General features: G+C 59.2%; 17 protein-coding genes. 14 read left to right on the top strand and 3 right to left on the bottom strand.

Going from position 1 to position 17203, the window contains the following annotated elements; translation table 11 throughout:
* Positions 1 to 362: 362 nt before the first annotated feature.
* The 5 genes from fadB (at position 363) to ALTERO38_RS12335 (ending at position 7526) form a co-directional block, all read left to right on the top strand.
* Entirely contained in the window at positions 363 to 2510 is a 2148-nt protein-coding gene (gene fadB, locus ALTERO38_RS12355) for a fatty acid oxidation complex subunit alpha FadB (protein ID WP_102834652.1), read from the top strand.
* Between the two features lie 17 nt (positions 2511 to 2527).
* Positions 2528 to 3703, top strand: a complete 1176-nt coding sequence (fadA, locus tag ALTERO38_RS12350) for an acetyl-CoA C-acyltransferase FadA (RefSeq protein ID WP_159968574.1) — start codon at positions 2528 to 2530, stop codon at positions 3701 to 3703.
* A gap of 79 nt (positions 3704 to 3782) precedes the next feature.
* Positions 3783 to 4010, top strand: coding sequence for a DUF1653 domain-containing protein (locus tag ALTERO38_RS12345; RefSeq protein WP_159968573.1), 228 nt, complete (start codon positions 3783 to 3785; stop codon positions 4008 to 4010).
* Between the two features lie 309 nt (positions 4011 to 4319).
* On the top strand, positions 4320 to 6932 hold the full coding sequence (gene topA, locus ALTERO38_RS12340; protein ID WP_159968572.1) for a type I DNA topoisomerase: 2613 nt from the start codon (positions 4320 to 4322) through the stop codon (positions 6930 to 6932).
* A 75-nt stretch (positions 6933 to 7007) separates the two neighbouring features.
* Positions 7008 to 7526 carry a DUF6586 family protein gene (locus ALTERO38_RS12335; protein WP_159968571.1) on the top strand — a complete coding sequence of 173 codons (519 nt, stop codon included), beginning with the start codon at positions 7008 to 7010 and terminating at the stop codon, positions 7524 to 7526.
* 37 nt (positions 7527 to 7563) lie between these two features.
* Here the strand turns inward: ALTERO38_RS12335 and ALTERO38_RS12330 are convergent, their stop codons facing one another.
* Positions 7564 to 8403: a DMT family transporter gene (locus tag ALTERO38_RS12330; RefSeq protein WP_159968570.1), complete on the bottom strand. Its 840-nt coding sequence runs from the start codon at positions 8401 to 8403 to the stop codon at positions 7564 to 7566.
* 178 nt (positions 8404 to 8581) lie between these two features.
* On the opposite strand from ALTERO38_RS12330, the gene ALTERO38_RS12325 reads away from it, so the two are divergent.
* Positions 8582 to 8818, top strand: a complete 237-nt coding sequence (locus ALTERO38_RS12325) for a hypothetical protein (protein WP_102835015.1) — start codon at positions 8582 to 8584, stop codon at positions 8816 to 8818.
* Positions 8819 to 8893: 75 nt separating this feature from the next.
* Here the strand turns inward: ALTERO38_RS12325 and sulA are convergent, their stop codons facing one another.
* Positions 8894 to 9373 (bottom strand): SOS-induced cell division inhibitor SulA, encoded by a 480-nt coding sequence (sulA, locus tag ALTERO38_RS12320; RefSeq protein ID WP_102834648.1) that lies wholly within the window; start codon positions 9371 to 9373, stop codon positions 8894 to 8896.
* A 10-nt stretch (positions 9374 to 9383) separates the two neighbouring features.
* Positions 9384 to 9992, bottom strand: coding sequence for a transcriptional repressor LexA (lexA, locus tag ALTERO38_RS12315; RefSeq protein ID WP_102834647.1), 609 nt, complete (start codon positions 9990 to 9992; stop codon positions 9384 to 9386).
* A 196-nt stretch (positions 9993 to 10188) separates the two neighbouring features.
* Between lexA and ALTERO38_RS12310 the strand changes: the two genes are divergently transcribed.
* From ALTERO38_RS12310 to ALTERO38_RS12275, 8 genes are all read left to right on the top strand, one after another.
* Positions 10189 to 10896 (top strand): TetR/AcrR family transcriptional regulator, encoded by a 708-nt coding sequence (locus ALTERO38_RS12310; protein WP_102834646.1) that lies wholly within the window; start codon positions 10189 to 10191, stop codon positions 10894 to 10896.
* Positions 10897 to 10935: 39 nt separating this feature from the next.
* On the top strand, positions 10936 to 11460 hold the full coding sequence (locus ALTERO38_RS12305) for a L,D-transpeptidase (protein WP_148924861.1): 525 nt from the start codon (positions 10936 to 10938) through the stop codon (positions 11458 to 11460).
* A 16-nt stretch (positions 11461 to 11476) separates the two neighbouring features.
* Positions 11477 to 12475, top strand: a complete 999-nt coding sequence (nagZ, locus tag ALTERO38_RS12300; RefSeq protein WP_148924862.1) for a beta-N-acetylhexosaminidase — start codon at positions 11477 to 11479, stop codon at positions 12473 to 12475.
* A 13-nt stretch (positions 12476 to 12488) separates the two neighbouring features.
* Entirely contained in the window at positions 12489 to 13226 is a 738-nt protein-coding gene (locus ALTERO38_RS12295) for an S-methyl-5'-thioinosine phosphorylase (protein WP_148924863.1), read from the top strand.
* A 221-nt stretch (positions 13227 to 13447) separates the two neighbouring features.
* Positions 13448 to 13903: an LEA type 2 family protein gene (locus tag ALTERO38_RS12290; protein WP_102834642.1), complete on the top strand. Its 456-nt coding sequence runs from the start codon at positions 13448 to 13450 to the stop codon at positions 13901 to 13903.
* Between the two features lie 8 nt (positions 13904 to 13911).
* Positions 13912 to 14121: an SEC-C metal-binding domain-containing protein gene (locus ALTERO38_RS12285; protein ID WP_159968569.1), complete on the top strand. Its 210-nt coding sequence runs from the start codon at positions 13912 to 13914 to the stop codon at positions 14119 to 14121.
* A gap of 7 nt (positions 14122 to 14128) precedes the next feature.
* Complete coding sequence (locus tag ALTERO38_RS12280; protein ID WP_148924865.1) at positions 14129 to 14593, top strand: DUF2489 domain-containing protein; 465 nt, start codon at positions 14129 to 14131, stop codon at positions 14591 to 14593.
* 60 nt (positions 14594 to 14653) lie between these two features.
* On the top strand, positions 14654 to 17191 hold the full coding sequence (locus ALTERO38_RS12275; protein ID WP_159968568.1) for a penicillin acylase family protein: 2538 nt from the start codon (positions 14654 to 14656) through the stop codon (positions 17189 to 17191).
* Positions 17192 to 17203 lie beyond the last annotated feature (12 nt).

Here is a 17203-nt window from a genome sequence, read left to right as displayed (position 1 = left end):
CGCTGGGCGTGAGAAGTGGTCCATCACTGATGGCGGGTGGGATCAGCTGCATGAATGCCCGCCCATGCGAGGAAAGATGTGCCTGCTCGTCGCGGGTTTGGCTGGCCTTGGCTAGGCTTGATGGTCTTGAAGCGGATGAAGTGCTCTTGCGGTTTGGCCAGTCGATTGACATTCGGATGCTTTTCAAAGAAGGTGTGCTCACCCAAATCAAACGGGCGTATGAATCGAGCGTTTGCCACGCAAATGCCGTCAGCCCGGTTTATCGTGTCGGTGGGTGTCGTTTCACTGTGTAGCAGTGACGGTCTTCGGGCCGATGACGTGCGACACGTAACGTTCAGCTTCCATACCGTGGAGATCAGTTGATGATTTACGAAGGTAAAGCCATCACGGTTAAGGCTCTTGAGAGCGGCATCGTCGAATTGAATTTCGACCTCAAGGGTGAGTCCGTCAACAAGTTCAATCGCCTCACCCTCAACGACCTGCGCCAGGCAGTCGACGCCATCAAGGCGGACGCTTCGGTCAAGGGCGTCATCGTTACCAGCGGCAAGGATGTTTTCATTGTCGGTGCGGACATCACCGAGTTCGTCGACAACTTCAAGATGTCCGATGAGGAGCTGGTCGCCGGTAACCTCGAAGCGAACAAGATCTTCAGCGATTTCGAAGACCTCGGTGTCCCGACCGTCGCGGCCATCAATGGCATCGCGTTGGGCGGTGGTTTCGAGATGTGCATGGCCGCTGACTACCGCGTCATGTCTACTGTTGCCAAGGTCGGCCTGCCAGAAGTGAAGCTGGGCATCTACCCAGGTTTCGGCGGTACCGTTCGACTGCCGCGTTTGATTGGCGTGGACAACGCCGTCGAGTGGATTGCGTCCGGCAAGGAAAACCGTGCTGAAGATGCGCTCAAGGTGCGCGCCGTCGATGCCGTGGTTGCTCCCCAGCAGCTTCAGGCCGCCGCGCTGGATCTGATCAAGCGCGCCATTTCTGGTGAGCTGGACTACAAAGCCAAGCGTCAACCAAAGCTGGACAAGCTCAAGCTCAACGCTATTGAGCAAATGATGGCTTTCGAAACCTCCAAGGGTTTTGTGGCTGGTCAGGCTGGCCCGAACTATCCGGCGCCGGTCGAAGCGATCAAGACCATTCAGAAAGCCGCCAATTTCGGCCGCGACAAAGCGATCGAAGTTGAGGCCGCTGGCTTCGTCAAACTGGCCAAGACTTCTGTTGCACAGAGCCTGGTTGGCCTGTTCCTTAGCGATCAGGAGCTGAAGAAGAAGGCCAAGGCGTATGACAAACAGGCCCGTGACGTGAAACTGGCTGCCGTTCTCGGCGCCGGCATCATGGGTGGCGGTATCGCCTATCAGTCGGCTGTCAAAGGCACGCCGATCCTGATGAAGGATATCCGCGAAGAAGGCATCCAGATGGGCTTGAACGAGGCTTCCAAGCTACTCGGCAAGCGTGTCGAGAAAGGTCGCCTGACGCCAGCCAAGATGGCTGAAGCGCTCAACGCCATTCGTCCAACCATGTCCTACGGCGACTTCGGTCACGTCGACATCGTGGTTGAAGCCGTTGTCGAAAACCCGAAGATCAAGCAGTCGGTGCTGGCCGAAGTGGAAGGCCTGGTGCGTGACGATGCCATCATCGCTTCGAACACCTCGACCATTTCCATCAGCCTGCTGGCCCAGGCGCTCAAGCGTCCGGAAAACTTCTGCGGCATGCACTTCTTCAACCCGGTGCACATGATGCCGCTGGTGGAAGTCATCCGTGGTGAGAAGACCAGCGAAACCGCAATCGCCACCACCGTCGCCTACGCGAAGAAAATGGGCAAGAGCCCGGTCGTGGTCAACGATTGCCCGGGCTTCCTGGTCAACCGCGTGCTGTTCCCGTACTTCGGCGGCTTTGCCCGCGCCATCGCTCATGGTGTGGACTTCGTCCGCGCTGACAAGGTGATGGAAAAGTTCGGCTGGCCGATGGGCCCGGCGTATCTGATGGACGTCGTCGGCATGGACACTGGCCACCACGGCCGTGACGTGATGGCTGAAGGCTTCCCGGATCGCATGAAGGACGACACTCGTACGGCCGTCGATGTGATGTATGACGCCAACCGTCTCGGCCAGAAGAATGGCAAAGGCTTCTATGCCTACGAGATGGACAAGAAGGGCAAACCGAAGAAAGTGGTCGACCCGCAGTCCTACGAGCTGCTCAAGCCGGTGGTCAGCGAGACGCGCGAGCTCTCCGACGAAGACATCATCAACTACATGATGATTCCGCTGTGCCTGGAGACTGTCCGCTGCCTGGAAGACAACATCGTCGAAACCGCTGCCGAGGCCGATATGGGCTTGATCTACGGCATCGGCTTCCCACCTTTCCGTGGTGGTGCACTGCGCTACATCGATTCGATCGGTGTTGCCGAGTTCGTGGCACTGGCCGACAAGTACGCCGACCTGGGCCCGCTGTATCACCCGACTGCGAAGCTGCGTGAGATGGCCGCTAACGGCCAGAGCTTCTACGGTTAATCGAGGAATAGAGAGATATGAGCCTTAATCCGAGAGACGTCGTCATTGTCGACTTCGGCCGTACCCCGATGGGTCGTTCCAAGGGCGGCATGCACCGCAACACCCGCGCCGAGACCATGTCCGCGCAGCTGATCGATGGCTTGTTGGCACGCAACTCCAAAGTCGACCCGGCAGAAGTCGAGGACGTGATCTGGGGCTGCGTCAACCAGACCCTGGAGCAGGGCTGGAACATCGCCCGTATGGCTTCGTTGCTGACCCGTATCCCGCATACCAGCGCCGCGCAGACTGTCAGCCGCTTATGCGGTTCGTCCATGAGCGCTTTGCACACCGCCGCTCAGGCGATCATGACCGGTAACGGTGATGTCTTCGTCGTGGGTGGTGTCGAGCACATGGGCCACGTTGGCATGATGCATGGCGTCGACCCGAACCCGCAGCTGTCGCTGCACGCTGCCAAGGCGTCCGGCATGATGGGCCTGACAGCCGAAATGCTGGGCAAGATGCATGGCATCACCCGCGAGCAGCAGGACGCCTTTGGTGAGCGTTCGCATCGTCTGGCGCACAAAGCGACCGTCGAAGGCCTGTTCAAGGATGAAATCATCCCGATGGAAGGCTACGACGAGAACGGTTTCCTCAAGGTCTTCGACTACGACGAGACCATTCGTCCGGAAACCACCCTGGAAAGCCTGGCGGCGCTGAAGCCTGCTTTCAACCCGAAGGGCGGCACCGTGACTGCAGGTACCTCATCGCAGATCACTGACGGTGCTTCCTGCATGATCGTCATGTCGGCGCAGCGTGCTCAGGATCTTGGTATCCAGCCGATGGCGGTGATTCGCTCGATGGCGCTGGCCGGCGTCGACCCGGCAATCATGGGCTACGGTCCGGTGCCGGCGACTCAGAAAGCGCTCAAGCGTGCTGGTCTGACGATGGACGACATCGACTTCGTCGAGCTCAACGAAGCCTTTGCCGCCCAGGCATTGCCAGTTCTGAAGGACCTCAAGCTACTCGACAAGATGGAGCAGAAGGTCAACCTTCACGGTGGAGCCATTGCCTTGGGTCACCCGTTCGGTTGCTCAGGTGCGCGTATTTCCGGCACTCTGTTGAACGTGATGAAGCAGAACAGCGGTACGCTTGGCGTGTCCACAATGTGCATTGGCCTCGGTCAGGGCATCACCACGGTGTTCGAACGCGTCTAAGCTATTTGGCGGTACGGAAACCGGGGCCTTGTGCCCCGGTTTTCATTTTTGATGAGTGTTTTTTTCAGAGGCAGTCGAGATGCAAGTCACGCCAGGCCGTTACCGTCATTACAAAGGCCCCGAGTATCGCGTATACGCAGTTGCTCGGCATTCCGAAACGGAAGAGTCAGTGGTCTTCTATCAGGCGCTATACGGCGATTTCGGGCTGTGGGTTCGTCCGCTCTCGATGTTTACCGAAACGGTAGAGGTCGACGGCGAAACGCTTCCCCGTTTCGCCCTGATCGAAGTCGAGCCCACTCGATTTTAGGCACTGTTTGCACGAGCTGGCTTAACCCCTGCGCTTGACCTCGGCTCCATCGCCACTATATATAGCGGTGCTTTCAGACCGGGTGAAGATCATTCTCCCTCGGTTTAGGACGATAAGACCCAGCCGGGCAGCCAGGCTGCCAATGGATTTAGGCCATGGGTGCGGACGTTTTCCGGAGCAAATGATTGCTCTCGCAGGCTGGTTACGCTGCTTCGCTTCTAGGCTGGCAAACCAGGTGACGTTTCGACGTCGGGCTGCTGCCGGTTCAACAATCTCAGTTCACCTCTCGATTCAGGAACTCTCCTCTCCATGGGTAAATCGCTGGTCATCGTGGAATCACCGGCCAAGGCCAAGACAATCAACAAGTATTTGGGCAACCAATACGTGGTGAAGTCGAGTATCGGCCACATCCGCGACCTTCCCACCAGCGGCTCTGCCAACAAGGAGCCGGTCAAGCGCGGCAAGGCTGCAGCGGCCGAAGCTCCAGCGCTTTCGCCGAAGGAGAAGGCCAAGCGTCAGCTGTTTACCCGCATGGGCATCGATCCCGAGCACGGCTGGAAGGCGAAGTACGAAATCCTGCCCGGCAAAGAGAAGGTCATCGATGAGCTTCGTCGCCTGGCCAAGGAAGCCGACACCATCTATCTCGCGACCGACTTGGATAGAGAGGGGGAGGCCATCGCCTGGCATCTGCGCGAATCCATAGGCGGCGATGATGGCCGCTACAAGCGCGTGGTGTTCAACGAGATCACCAAGAAGGCGATTCAAGAGGCGTTCTCCAAGCCGGGCGACCTCGATATCAATCGTGTCAATGCACAGCAAGCGCGACGGTTCCTCGACCGAGTCGTGGGTTACATGGTTTCACCGCTGCTTTGGTCCAAGATCGCCCGTGGCCTCTCCGCTGGCCGTGTTCAATCGGTTGCCGTGAAGCTGGTGGTGGAGCGTGAGCGCGAGATCCGGGCATTCGTGCCGGAAGAATATTGGGAAGTACACGCGGACCTCGGTACGAGCGGCAATGCCAAGGTTCGCTTCGAGGTCTCTCGCGAGAACGGCGAAGCCTTCAAACCCCTCAACGAAGCGCATGCCATGGCGGCGCTCGAGCAGCTCAAGGATTCCAGCTACAGCGTCACCAAGCGTGAGGACAAGCCGACCAGCAGCAAGCCGTCCGCGCCGTTCATCACCTCGACGTTGCAGCAGGCGGCGAGCAACCGTTTAGGGTTCGGCGTGAAGAAAACCATGATGATGGCGCAGCGCCTCTATGAGGCTGGTTACATCACCTACATGCGTACCGATTCGACCAATCTGTCGGCAGATGCGCTGACGATGGTTCGGGGGTTCATCGAAGACGAGTTTGGCGGCAAGTATCTGCTTGAAAAGCCCAACTTCTACTCCAGCAAGGAGGGCGCCCAGGAGGCTCACGAGGCGATTCGTCCGTCGGACGTCAATCTGCGCCCGGCGCAGCTGACGGGAATGGAACGAGACGCCGAACGCCTCTATGACCTTATCTGGCGTCAATTCGTGGCGTGCCAGATGCCGCCTGCACAGTATCTGTCGACGAGCGTGACGGTCACTGCCGGCAATTTCGAGCTGCGCGCCAAGGGCCGCATCCTTAAGTTCGACGGCTACACCAAAGTGATGCCGCAGCAGAGCAAGAGCGGTGAAGACGACGTCCTGCCGGACATGAGCAAGGGCGATGGGATGAAGCTGATCAAGCTTGATCCGAGCCAGCACTTCACCAAGCCCCCTGCGCGCTATTCGGAAGCGAGCCTGGTCAAGGAGATGGAAAAACGAGGCATCGGCCGTCCATCGACCTATGCGGCGATCATCTCGACGATCCAGGATCGTGGCTACGTCTCGCTGCACAACCGCCGCTTCTACTCCGAGAAGATGGGCGACATCGTTACCGAGCGCCTGTCAGAAAGCTTCAATAATCTGATGGACTACGGTTTTACCGCCGGCATGGAGGAAAACCTCGACGACGTTGCTCAGGGCGAGCGCGAGTGGAAGCACGTACTCGACGAGTTCTACGGAGATTTCAAGAAAAAGCTCGAGGTGGCCGAGGCCAGCGAGAACGGCATGCGTGCCAATCAGCCTACGCTGACCGACATTCCGTGCAAGGTTTGCGGTCGGCCGATGATGATCCGCACCGCGTCCACCGGCGTCTTCCTAGGTTGCTCCGGCTACAGCCTGCCACCAAAAGAGCGTTGCAAGTCCACGGTCAACCTCATCCCTGGCGATGAGATTGCCGCTGATGACGAAGGTGAGTCCGAATCCCGAGTGCTGTTGGGCAAACATCGTTGCCCGATCTGCAGCACGGCGATGGATGCCTATCTGCTCGACGAAACCCATAAGCTGCATATCTGTGGCAACAACCCCGACTGCACCGGTTACGAAATCGAAGAGGGCCAGTACCGCATCAAGGGCTATGAGGGACCGAGCCTGGAATGCGACAAGTGCGGCAGTGAAATGCAGCTCAAGACGGGCCGCTTCGGCAAGTTCTTCGGCTGCACCAATGCCGACTGCAAGAACACGCGTAAATTGCTCAGAAGCGGTGAGGCGGCTCCACCGAAGATGGATGCCGTGAAGATGCCTGAGCTTAAATGTGAAAAGGTCGACGACACCTATGTGTTGCGTGACGGCGCCTCCGGTTTGTTCCTGGCCGCCAGCCAGTTCCCGAAGAACCGTGAGACCCGTGCACCGCTGGTGCAGGAGCTGCTCCCCCACAAGGATGAGATCGACCCTAAGTATCACTTTCTGCTGAGTGCGCCTCAGAAGGACTCGGAAGGGCGCGCGGCCGTGATCCGCTTCAGCCGCAAGACCAAGGAGCAATACGTTCAAACCGAGGTCAATGGAAAGCCGACCGGCTGGAAGGCATTCTTTGATGGCGGCAAGTGGAAGGTAGAAGACAAGAGCACCGGCAAGTAACTGACAGCCGCGAGTCGAAGCCGTCTTCCTGCGGGCTTCGACTCATTGCGTTTCAACTCTCGGGAGACCGTCGCCATGGCTCATGAGCTGTACACCCGCACCAATCAGAAAATCTACTTCGCCGGACTGGCCCTCGAAAACTGGCGGCGGGCTGAAGAGAAAGGCGCGATGAATGCGCCAGGTCTGATTCAGGCCGAGCGCGAGGCTAGCCTTTTTCATCTGTACGGCGCGTTGTTGGGCCTGTGTCATGAGATCGCCGGCTACTATCGCCTGCCCGAAGCCAGTGCGCCGCGTCCGGAGCTGTTGCTGGTGCCCTCAGTGCAAGGCGCTTCATCAAGCCCGGAGCTGGCTGAGCTAATTGAGCTGGCCGAGCATTCCGAAACCTGGTTAGCAAAGCTGCTGAAAGCTTACTCGGTACTCTTCGAGCCGCCTCGTACGCCAGCCAAAGCCAAGACCGATCCCACCATGCCGTTGATCGAGGCAGTCAGTGTCGATGAACAGGTGCCGGCGTTGGCACGGGAAGAGCTGGAGGCTTGGCGGCGCAGCTTGAAAGAGCTGGCCTTACGCTTTCGCGAGTCACTGACCGAGTGGTAAGCGAATAAGCGCGCAACGGCAGGGGGCTGCCGTTGCATCAGGTGCGCTGCTTGAACCTTAGGACTAGAGCAATGCCGCCTAGAATCGCAAAGCCGGCGACCAGCAACTTTCCGGTCAAGGGCTCCCCTAGCAACAGGCTTCCCGCCAGGGCTGTAAGAAGTGGCACGCTCAGCTGTACGGTGGCCGCCTGGATGGCCGCCAGGCCCGGGAGCGCTGCGTACCAGATGGCGTAGCCGATGCCGGAGGTCAAGCCGCCAGACAGCAGCGCATAGATCACTCCTGTGCTGTCCCATTTCAGGCTGTTCAGCGCCAGCAGGCATAACAGGATGGCAATTGGCAGGGTCCGAACGAAGTTACCCGCAGTAGCAGCCAGTGCATCAGGCGTACCTTTGCCTAATATCGAATAGGCGCCCCACGCAGCGCCCGCCAGCACCATCAGCAGAGAAGCCGATAGCGGCGGTGTACTCGTGCCAGGCAGCAGAAGCGTGAGTAGGCCAGCGCCTGCCATAAGCATTCCGGCACTCTGCCCCCAATGCAATCGCTCACCGTGAAGCATCCCCCAGGCGATCATGCTCAACTGCACAGCCCCGAACAGCAGCAGCGCGCCGGCGCCTGCGTCAAGGTTGAGGTAGGCATAGGAAAAGGAGGCTGCATAGGCGAAGAGTGCCAAGGCGCCTCGCCAGCTACCGGAGGTCGACGAAGATCGTCTTCTCAGGCACAGCAAAAGCCACAACACCACTGCTCCGGCAAATAAACGCAGTGCAGTAAAACTGGCCGGATCGATCTGGCTGTCGCGAAGTGCCGCGCGACAAAGCAGTGAGTTGCCAGCGAATGCAAGCATGGCCAGGGCCGTCAATAGCAAGGTTTTGATGGTCATCCAGCGGTCCGGTCCACGGTAGACCGCCATCCTAACGGCTGGCCGCGTTGCTGCGCATCTGCTTTCTGTCTGGGCGAGAGTGTCTGAAAATTCAGCAATGTGTCTCGGCAGCGAAACCCAAAAGCTGCCCGCAGGCCGGGTGGCTGTTACAATGCGCCGTTTGAACGGGAGCATGATCATGCCAACGTCTTTTCTGGAAATCGTCGAGCTACCCGACGGCAGCATTGTGCTGCGTCGCGCCGAGGACGAAGGCGTACTGGTCACGCTGGATTTTTCTGACGATGCCAAGGCGTTCCTGCAGGGGCAGCACGTCGAAATCGCCAAGGCAATGTTCAACATTGGCGTGCAAATGGCGGGGCGGGTGTCAGAGGGTGATTTCGAGCGGGAGGAAGAGGGCTCGCGGGTATTGCATTGAGAGGTGGAATGCTTGGACTGCTTTACGGCTGCGGGCGGGCTTCGGCACATCCTTATGCCGAATGGCTGGGACGTATCAGCTACCCAGACGTATGTTCAAACTTTGCGCATTACCCTGAGCGGCCGCCACCCGAAGTTTCAGCCGGGACGCCTTGTCGAGGCGTGGGAACCAGGTAATCACCGTGTGGCTGCAGCCTGACACCAATGCCTTGCACGCCAGCTCAAGCGCAGTCTGACTTTCACGCGCCTGCAGCAACAGGATACGGTCACGATTCAGGCCGTTTTCTCGCAGCCAATTCTGTGAAAGTGATACCGGTGGAGCAATCAGTGTGAGCCAGCGCGTATCAGCCGCCTCACTGAGCTCGCGCAGCATTGGAGCCAGCAACTGGCGGCAGTGATCCCCGCTACCGGTAAGGGTCATTTCGCTAAGGCAGTCATCCGCGGGCTGCGGGGCGCGCGCTACCTCGCCGAAGGGCGTCAGGCGATGCGCGATCAGCCCTTCGAACAAGGAAAGCTGCGGTGGTTTGCCTGCGGTGGGTTGGGGATGGTACTGCATGAACCTCTCCTTAGCGGCGTATTACGCCGACGCTCAAACCTTCGATAACAAGCTCTTGCTGCTCGAGATCAACTTCAATAGGCGCAAACTCGGGGTTTTCAGCGAGCAGCCAGACCTTGCTGCCTTCGCGCTTGAAACGCTTAACGGTTACTTCGTCCTCGATTCTGGCCACGACAATCTGTCCGTTACGCGCTTCACGCGTGGTATGGACCGCCAACAGATCACCATCGAAGATGCCGACATCCTTCATGCTCATACCGTGTACACGCAGCAGGTAATCAGCCTTCGGCTGGAAAAATGAAGGATTGATCTGGCAAGATTCTTCGACATGCTGCTGTGCGAGAATTGGCGCCCCAGCGGCCACCCGGCCGATTACGGGCAGTCCGTTTTCCTCGGTAACCGGTTCGAACCCTGGAATACGTATCCCGCGGGAGGCGCCGGGCGTCATCTCAATGGCTCCTTTGCGAGCCAAGGCCTTAAGGTGCTCCTCTGCGGCATTGGGCGACTTGAAACCCAGCTCCTGAGCGATCTCGGCACGCGTCGGCGGATAGCCGTTGTCCTCAAGGCAGCGCTTGATGAAGGCGAGAATTTCCGACTGGCGTGGGGTCAGCTTGATCATCAAAGGGTCTCTGTTCTTTTATACAGTGACTGGGATTATATACAGTGCTGGATGCTTGGCAATGGTTGTTTGAAGCAGCCGCAGGCTATCTTTGAATGCGCTTTGAACCGGTCGCCAGAGTTATTTGGCGCTATGTCGGTTGACTTGAGGTAGGTTGAAACGTAAGTTTCAAACAGATGTTTGTCGGGGGAGAAGCATGGCGCAGTCTGAAACAGTCGAGCGTATTCTGGATGCGGCGGAGCAGCTATTCGCTGAGAAGGGGTTCGCCGAGACGTCGCTGCGTCTGATCACCAGCAAAGCCGGCGTCAACCTGGCCGCGGTGAATTATCACTTCGGCTCGAAAAAAGCCCTTATTCAAGCGGTTTTTTCACGTTTTCTGGGTCCGTTCTGCTTGAGCCTCGAACGTGAGCTCGACAGGCGTGAGGCCCAGTCCGACAGAAAAGAAAGTCTCGAGGAGCTGCTTGAGATTCTAGTTGAGCAGGCACTGGCGGTGACGCCACGCAGTGGCGACGACCTGTCCATTTTCATGCGCCTGCTGGGGCTTTCGTTCAGTCAGAGCCAGGGCCATCTGCGTCGTTATCTCGAAGACATGTACGGCAAGGTGTTCCGCCGCTATATGCATCGAGTCCACGAGGCCGCTCCGTCGATCCCACCCATTGAGTTGTTCTGGCGTGTGCACTTCATGCTTGGCGCTGCGGCATTCAGCATGTCCGGCATCAAGGCTCTACGGGCGATTGCCGAGAACGACTTTGGCGCTAGAACCTCAATCGAGCAGGTCATGCGCATGATGGTGCCGTTCCTCGCGGCCGGCATGCGGGCCGATTCCGGTGTGGCTGATCCTGGGCTGGCTCAGGCCCATCCGATTGCCCGGCGTAACGCGCTGGCGATGCCAGCCAAGGGCTAGGGTGCATCCTCGGGGCGCGATCAGCTAAGCTAGCCGCCCATGACTGACCTCGATTTTCTTCACGTCTCGATCGCTGACCAGATGCTTTACGGTTTTACCGGTTCCCGCCTGCGGCTCCGGTTGCCAGTTTCGACTGCGCTTAATGGGGTAGGCGAGCGTAATGGCTCTGGTTGTACACCGCGGGGTCGCCACCGGGTGCGTGCGCGGATTGGTGAGGGCCTGCCTTTGGGCGCCGTGTTGCGTGGACGACGCTGGACCGGGGAGGTTTGGAATGCCGACATGCATGACCAGTTTCCTTGCCGTGACTGGATTCTGACCCGAATTCTCTGGCTAAGCGGCTGCGAGCCTGGCTATAACCGGATGGGCTCGGTGGATACCTTCCGTCGCTATATCTATCTGCATGGCACGCCTGACTCTGAGCCAATGGGCATACCGCGTTCGCATGGCTGTATCAGAATGCGCAATGCCGACCTGCTCGATCTGTTTCCTCGTGTGCCCGCTGGTTGTGCCGTGCACATCGGCGAAGCGGCATGTCCGGAATGGTCGAGCGCAACGATCAATTAAGGATTCGCTGACTAACATGCAAGGCTCTTTGATGCTGGACGTCGCTGGTACCTGGCTCACTGCCGAGGATCGCCAGTTATTACGCCAGCCGGAAGTCGGTGGGCTAATTTTATTTGCCCGCAACATCGAAAATCCGCGTCAGGTCGAGGCCCTTTGCCGCGCCATTCGAGCGGTGCGGCCTGACCTCTTACTCGCAGTCGATCAGGAGGGCGGGCGTGTCCAGCGGCTGCGGCGTGATTTCGTCCGGCTGCCGGCGATGCGAGAGTTTGCCTCGCATGCCAATGCCGTTGAATTGGCAGAAGCCTGCGGCTGGATCATGGCGACCGAGGTGCTCGCCGTTGGACTCGATTTCAGTTTCGCGCCTGTGCTGGACCTTGATTATCAGCGCAGCGCAGTGGTGGGCTCGCGTGCTTTCGAGGGAGATCCGCTACGCGCCAGTGAGCTTGCAGATGCTTTCATCAACGGCATGCACAGTGCCGGGATGGCCGCCACTGGCAAGCACTTTCCCGGTCATGGCTGGGCCGAAGCAGATTCTCATGTGGCGATACCGGTCGACGAACGCAGACTGGATGAGCTTCGCGGTCAGGATCTTGTTCCGTTTTACGGGTTGGCGGACAAGCTTGACGCTGTAATGCCAGCCCATGTGATCTATCCGCAGGTCGACGACAGGCCCGCTGGGTTTTCTCGGCGCTGGTTACAGGATGTCCTGCGCGGCGAGTTGGGTTTTCGCGGCGTGATCTTCAGTGATGACCTGTCGATGGCCGGGGCGCACGTGGCCGGTGATGCCGCGAGCCGGATCGAAGCAGCTCTTTCAGCGGGTTGCGACATGGGGCTGGTATGCAACGATCGAGGCGCCGCGGAGTTGGCGCTGTCGGCGCTGCAGCGGCTTGGAGTGCGGCCATCCGCGGCCTTAGGCAAGATGCGCAGCCGCGCGGCCGACTCGTCGGAGTATAAACAGGACCCACGCTGGCAGGCCGCCATTGCTGCGCTCAGAACCGCTGAGCTGATTGCTTGACCAAGGAACATAGATGACTGTCCATGCCATTATTGGCGGCACCGGGCTTACAGAGCTGCCGGGGCTGACCCTGCGTGAAGCTGTTCCCGCCGAGACGCCGTACGGTCCGCCGTCGGCCGATATTCTGCGTGGCGACTATGCCGGTCATGAAGTGCTATTTCTCGCCCGGCACGGGCACCCTCACCGGGTTCCGCCACATCAGGTGAACTATCGCGCCAATCTGTGGGCTCTGAAGCGCGCGGGCGCAGAGTCGATCATCGCAGTGAACGCTGTTGGTGGCATTCATCCAGCCATGGGTGCCGGCCATCTCTGTGTGCCTCACCAGCTCATCGATTACACCTATGGCCGTGAGCACACATTCTTCGAGGGCGACATCGAGCATGTCACCCATGTCGATTTCAGCTATCCCTATGATGAACGCCTGCGTCAGCGCCTGATAGGCGGTCTGGCAGCTGAGAGTTATCTATTCAGCAGCCATGGCGTGTATGGCTGCACTCAGGGGCCGCGATTAGAGACAGTTGCCGAAATCGCCAGGATGGAGCGCGATGGTTGCGATATCGTCGGGATGACCGGTATGCCGGAAGCAGTATTGGCGCGTGAGCTGGAGCTTCCATATGCCTGTCTGGCACTGGTGGTTAATCCTGCTGCTGGAAAGGCCAGTGGGATAATCACCATGACCGATATCGAGGCCGCGCTGGCTGAAGGGATCGTCAAGGTACGTACGGTACTGGCACGCGCGCTGGTGGGTTGAGTACAAGGATGGGCGTGCTGCCTTGGGAGCGAGTGGTGCGTAGGCTGAACTGGCGCGATCGGCTGGCGGACCCAAAAAGAACGGTAGTAAAGACGTAGCGTATCGCTGCTAATTTCGTCCAACACCCATTGCGGGCGATCCGCTGCTTGCTACACTTGGCCGTCCTTTGGAGTACCGGAATGCTTTGCCACGCACCCATAAGAAGAATATCCAGAACGGTGATGTTGTTGAGTCTGCTGGCCGGCCTTGCAGGCTGTTCAACTTGGTTCAGCAGTGATTTCCGGGATCCTCGCGTTCAACTCAAAAACGTTGAAATCATCAAGGCCAGGCTGCTCGAGCAGGAGTTCATGCTGCGCTTTCGCATCGACAATCCCAACGACCAAAGCCTTCCTGTTCGCGGCCTGGTCTATACAGTGCATCTCAACGACATCGAGCTGGCGAGCGGTGAGTCCAGTGGTTGGACAACCGTGCCTGGAAATGGCTTCGAGTATTACGAGGTGCCGATCCATACCAATCTCTGGCGGCACATGAAATACATTGTTCGCTTGCTGGAAAAGCCGGACCGTCCCATTGCCTATCGTCTGGATGGTGAGTTGAAAACGGGCCTGATGCTCGGGCGGCGCGTGCACATCTCCACCAATGGCGAGATAATCCCTGGCAACTTTATCCCGGAGTAGTAGTACCGATGAACCACGAAACCCACGTGCACGGTCCCGATTGCAATCACGACCACGACCACGACCACGACCACTCACACCACGATCATGGTCATGTTCACGGCCCGCATTGCAATCACAGCCACGACCCGGTGCGCAATCCGCTGAAGGATGTTGGTCGGAACGATCCTTGCCCCTGCGGTAGCGAAAAGAAGTTCAAGAAGTGCCACGGAGCCTGATCCGCGCATGACACCCATCACCACACTGTTGCTCATAGCTGGCCTGCTGCTGATTGCGGCCCTGGCGGGATACGCCCTGCATCTATGGCGCAAGGTGTGGCGTAGGGAGCAGCAGCTGGCGGAAATGCAGGCGCAGCAGCATGCATCGCTTGCGGCGGATCTGCGTGTACTGGCGGGTAGCTTGCTCGACGAGCAGGTGCCGTTAATCGAAGGCGCGATCCGGATCAAGGTGCTGCTGGACAACTACGACTCCACGCTAGGCCAGGATCCGCGCTGCCAGGTTTTCCAGGTGCTCTTCGCTGAGACCGCGCAGGTGCCGACGCATGACGCCTGGAAAGCGCTGGATCGCTCCGAGCGTCGTCATCATGAAGCCCGCTTCAGCGCGCTCGAACTGCAGCACAAGGCCGAGGCGCGCCGCTCCGCCCGCTGGTTGCTCGATGAAGCACTGCCGAAGAATCACCAAGCCGCCTGACCGCGACGGCTGATCACATCCTTTTCATACTCGTACTGCCCTGCCTGCAAGGAGCCGTTGATGCCATTGCGTCTGCCGTTTTCTCTGGTTCGCCTGTTCTTGGGCGCCGCACTTGTAGGTGGAGCCCTCAGCGGCTGCCAGGCCTATCTGGACAGTCGCTATAGCGACAGCTTGCCGCCTGCTAGTGGCGTCCAGGCGATTACCGGTCTGGACAAGAGTGTGAGCATCCGTCGCAATACGTTGGGAATGCCGTTGATCGAAACGGCGAACTTTCACGACGCGCTGTTCGGGTTGGGTTATGTGCATGCCACCGACCGCCTGAGCCAGATGGTCAACATGCGGCTTATGGCCGAAGGGCGCCTGGCTGAAATGGCCGGCCCCGGCGTGCTTGAAGTAGACCGCTTCATGCGTGCCGTGAATCTTCGGCAGAGCGCAGCGGGGCTGTACCGGGACAGCTCGCCTCGGATGAAACGCTTCTTCGAGGTGTATGCCAGGGGCGTTAACGCCTACTTGTTCCGCCATCGCGACAAGTTGCCGATGGATCTGGCCGCCACGGGCTATACCCCCGAATACTGGAAGGCTGAAGATTCGGCGCTGGTGTTCTGTCTGTTGAACTTCGGCCTGGCGGTTAATCTTCAGGAAGAAATCGCATCGCTGGTCATGGCGCAGAAAGTCGGTGCGGATAAGGTCGCCTGGCTGCTGCCCACCTATCCGGATGAGGCGTTGCCATTCGAGGAAGTCGACAAGCTCAAAGGCTTGAAGCTCAGTGGCGCTATCGCTGGGCTTGCAGCGCTCGATAGCGCTGCCACTCAAGTGGCATCGCTCAACATGCTGGGCGTTGCCGCTTCGAATAACTGGGCCGTTTCCGGCAGCAATACGCGCAGTGGCAAACCGATCCTGGCCAACGACACTCACCTGCCGCTGTCGATGCCGTCGTACTGGAACTTCGTGCAGATTCGCTCGCCGAAATTCCAGGCTGCAGGCGTGACGATCGCCGGCGTGCCTGCGGTTGTCGCAGGCTTCAACGGCAAGCTGGGTTGGGGCATGACCATGGTCATGGGCGATACCCAGGATCTGTTTCTCGAGCAGGTGCGGCGTGAGGGCGGCCGCTTGCTTTACCTGGCCGATGGCAAGTGGGTGCCGGCGCGCGAGCGAAACGAGACCTTCTTTATCAAGGGCGCACGCCCAGTCCGTGAAACGATCTATGAGACACGCAACGGCCCGCTGCTCAACAGCGCTCTAGGCGAGCGCAAGCACCCGTTGCAGCCGCTGCAGTTGAGCAGTGGCTACGGGCTGGCCCTGAAAACCAACCAGTTCGAAGCGGATCAGTCGCTGGACGCATTTTTCGACCTGACCCGTGCGCAATCCGTTGATCAGGCGTTCGAGGCGACTCGTGACATCCGTGCCATGGCGCTGAACATTGTGTTTGCTGACCAGCAAAGTACCGGCTGGCAGGTCACCGGGCGCTATCCCAACCGTCGCGAGGGCTTGGGCCTGGTCCCGTCGCCCGGTTGGGAAGGGCGTTATGACTGGGATGGTTATGCTGATCCGATGTTGCATCCCTACGACCAGGACCCGGTGCAGGGCTGGCTGGGTACTGCCAATCAGCGCACCGTGCCCAAGGGCTACGGCATGCAGCTCTCCAATTCCTGGTACTACCCGGATCGTGCCGAGCGCATGGCCGCGCTGCTTGGGCAAGGCAAGCAGGACACTCGCAGCGTGATCGCGATGCAATACGATCAGACCACGACCTTTGCTGCCAAGCTGCAGACCATGCTGCAGGCACCGGGAATGGCAGAGCCGCTGAAAGCCTCCATCGACGCACTGGGCGAGCCGGATCGGCGCCGAGCACGTGAGGCGCTTTCGACACTTTTGCGCTTCGATGGCAAGCTGGCCGCCGGCTCGGCGGACGCCGCGCTGTATGAAACGTTCCTGATGGAAACGGCGCGCCTGACCTTTCTCGACGAGCTAGGGCCGGACAGCAGTGCTGCATGGAAGGCGCTGGTCGAAACCGCAAACGCCTCCTATTCGGCGCAGGCGGATCATCTGCTCGGCCGCGACGACAGCCCTTTCTGGGACGACATCGGTACCCCGGGCAAAGAAGACAAGCCTGCCATTCTGGCGCGCTCGCTTGCCGCTTCGGTCGTTCGTATTGAAGCTGCCCTGGGTACTGACCGGAATGCATGGCAATGGGGGCAGCTGCATACCTACACCTGGAAGACCGGCACTACGCAGCTGGCGCCCTACATGTCGACCAGCCAGCGCGCCGGCATCAACGCGATCAGCGGCTATCTGGATCGTGGCCCGGTCCCGGCCGGCGGTGATCACAGCACATTGAACGTGTCGGCCTATCGCTGGGGCGACGATTTCGATACCTGGCTGATTCCGGCGATGCGGATCATTGTCGACTTCGGTCGTGACGAGCCCATGATCGGCCTCAACAGTACGGGTCAGTCCGGCAACCCGGCCAGCCCTCACTACGCAGACGGCATCGATGCCTGGTTGAAGGGCGGCTACATGAGCTTCCCGTTCAAATCCGAAAACCTGGACAAGGTCTACGGCACCCAGCGGCTGCTGCTCACGCCGGCGCCCAAGTAGTGTAAAGACCCG

This window comes from Pseudomonas sp. 9Ag, from assembly GCF_902506445.1.
GTDB lineage: Bacteria > Pseudomonadota > Gammaproteobacteria > Pseudomonadales > Pseudomonadaceae > Stutzerimonas > Stutzerimonas stutzeri_AB.
Note: the sequence above shows the minus strand (reverse complement) of the source record. Positions and strands in the feature narration are given on the sequence as shown.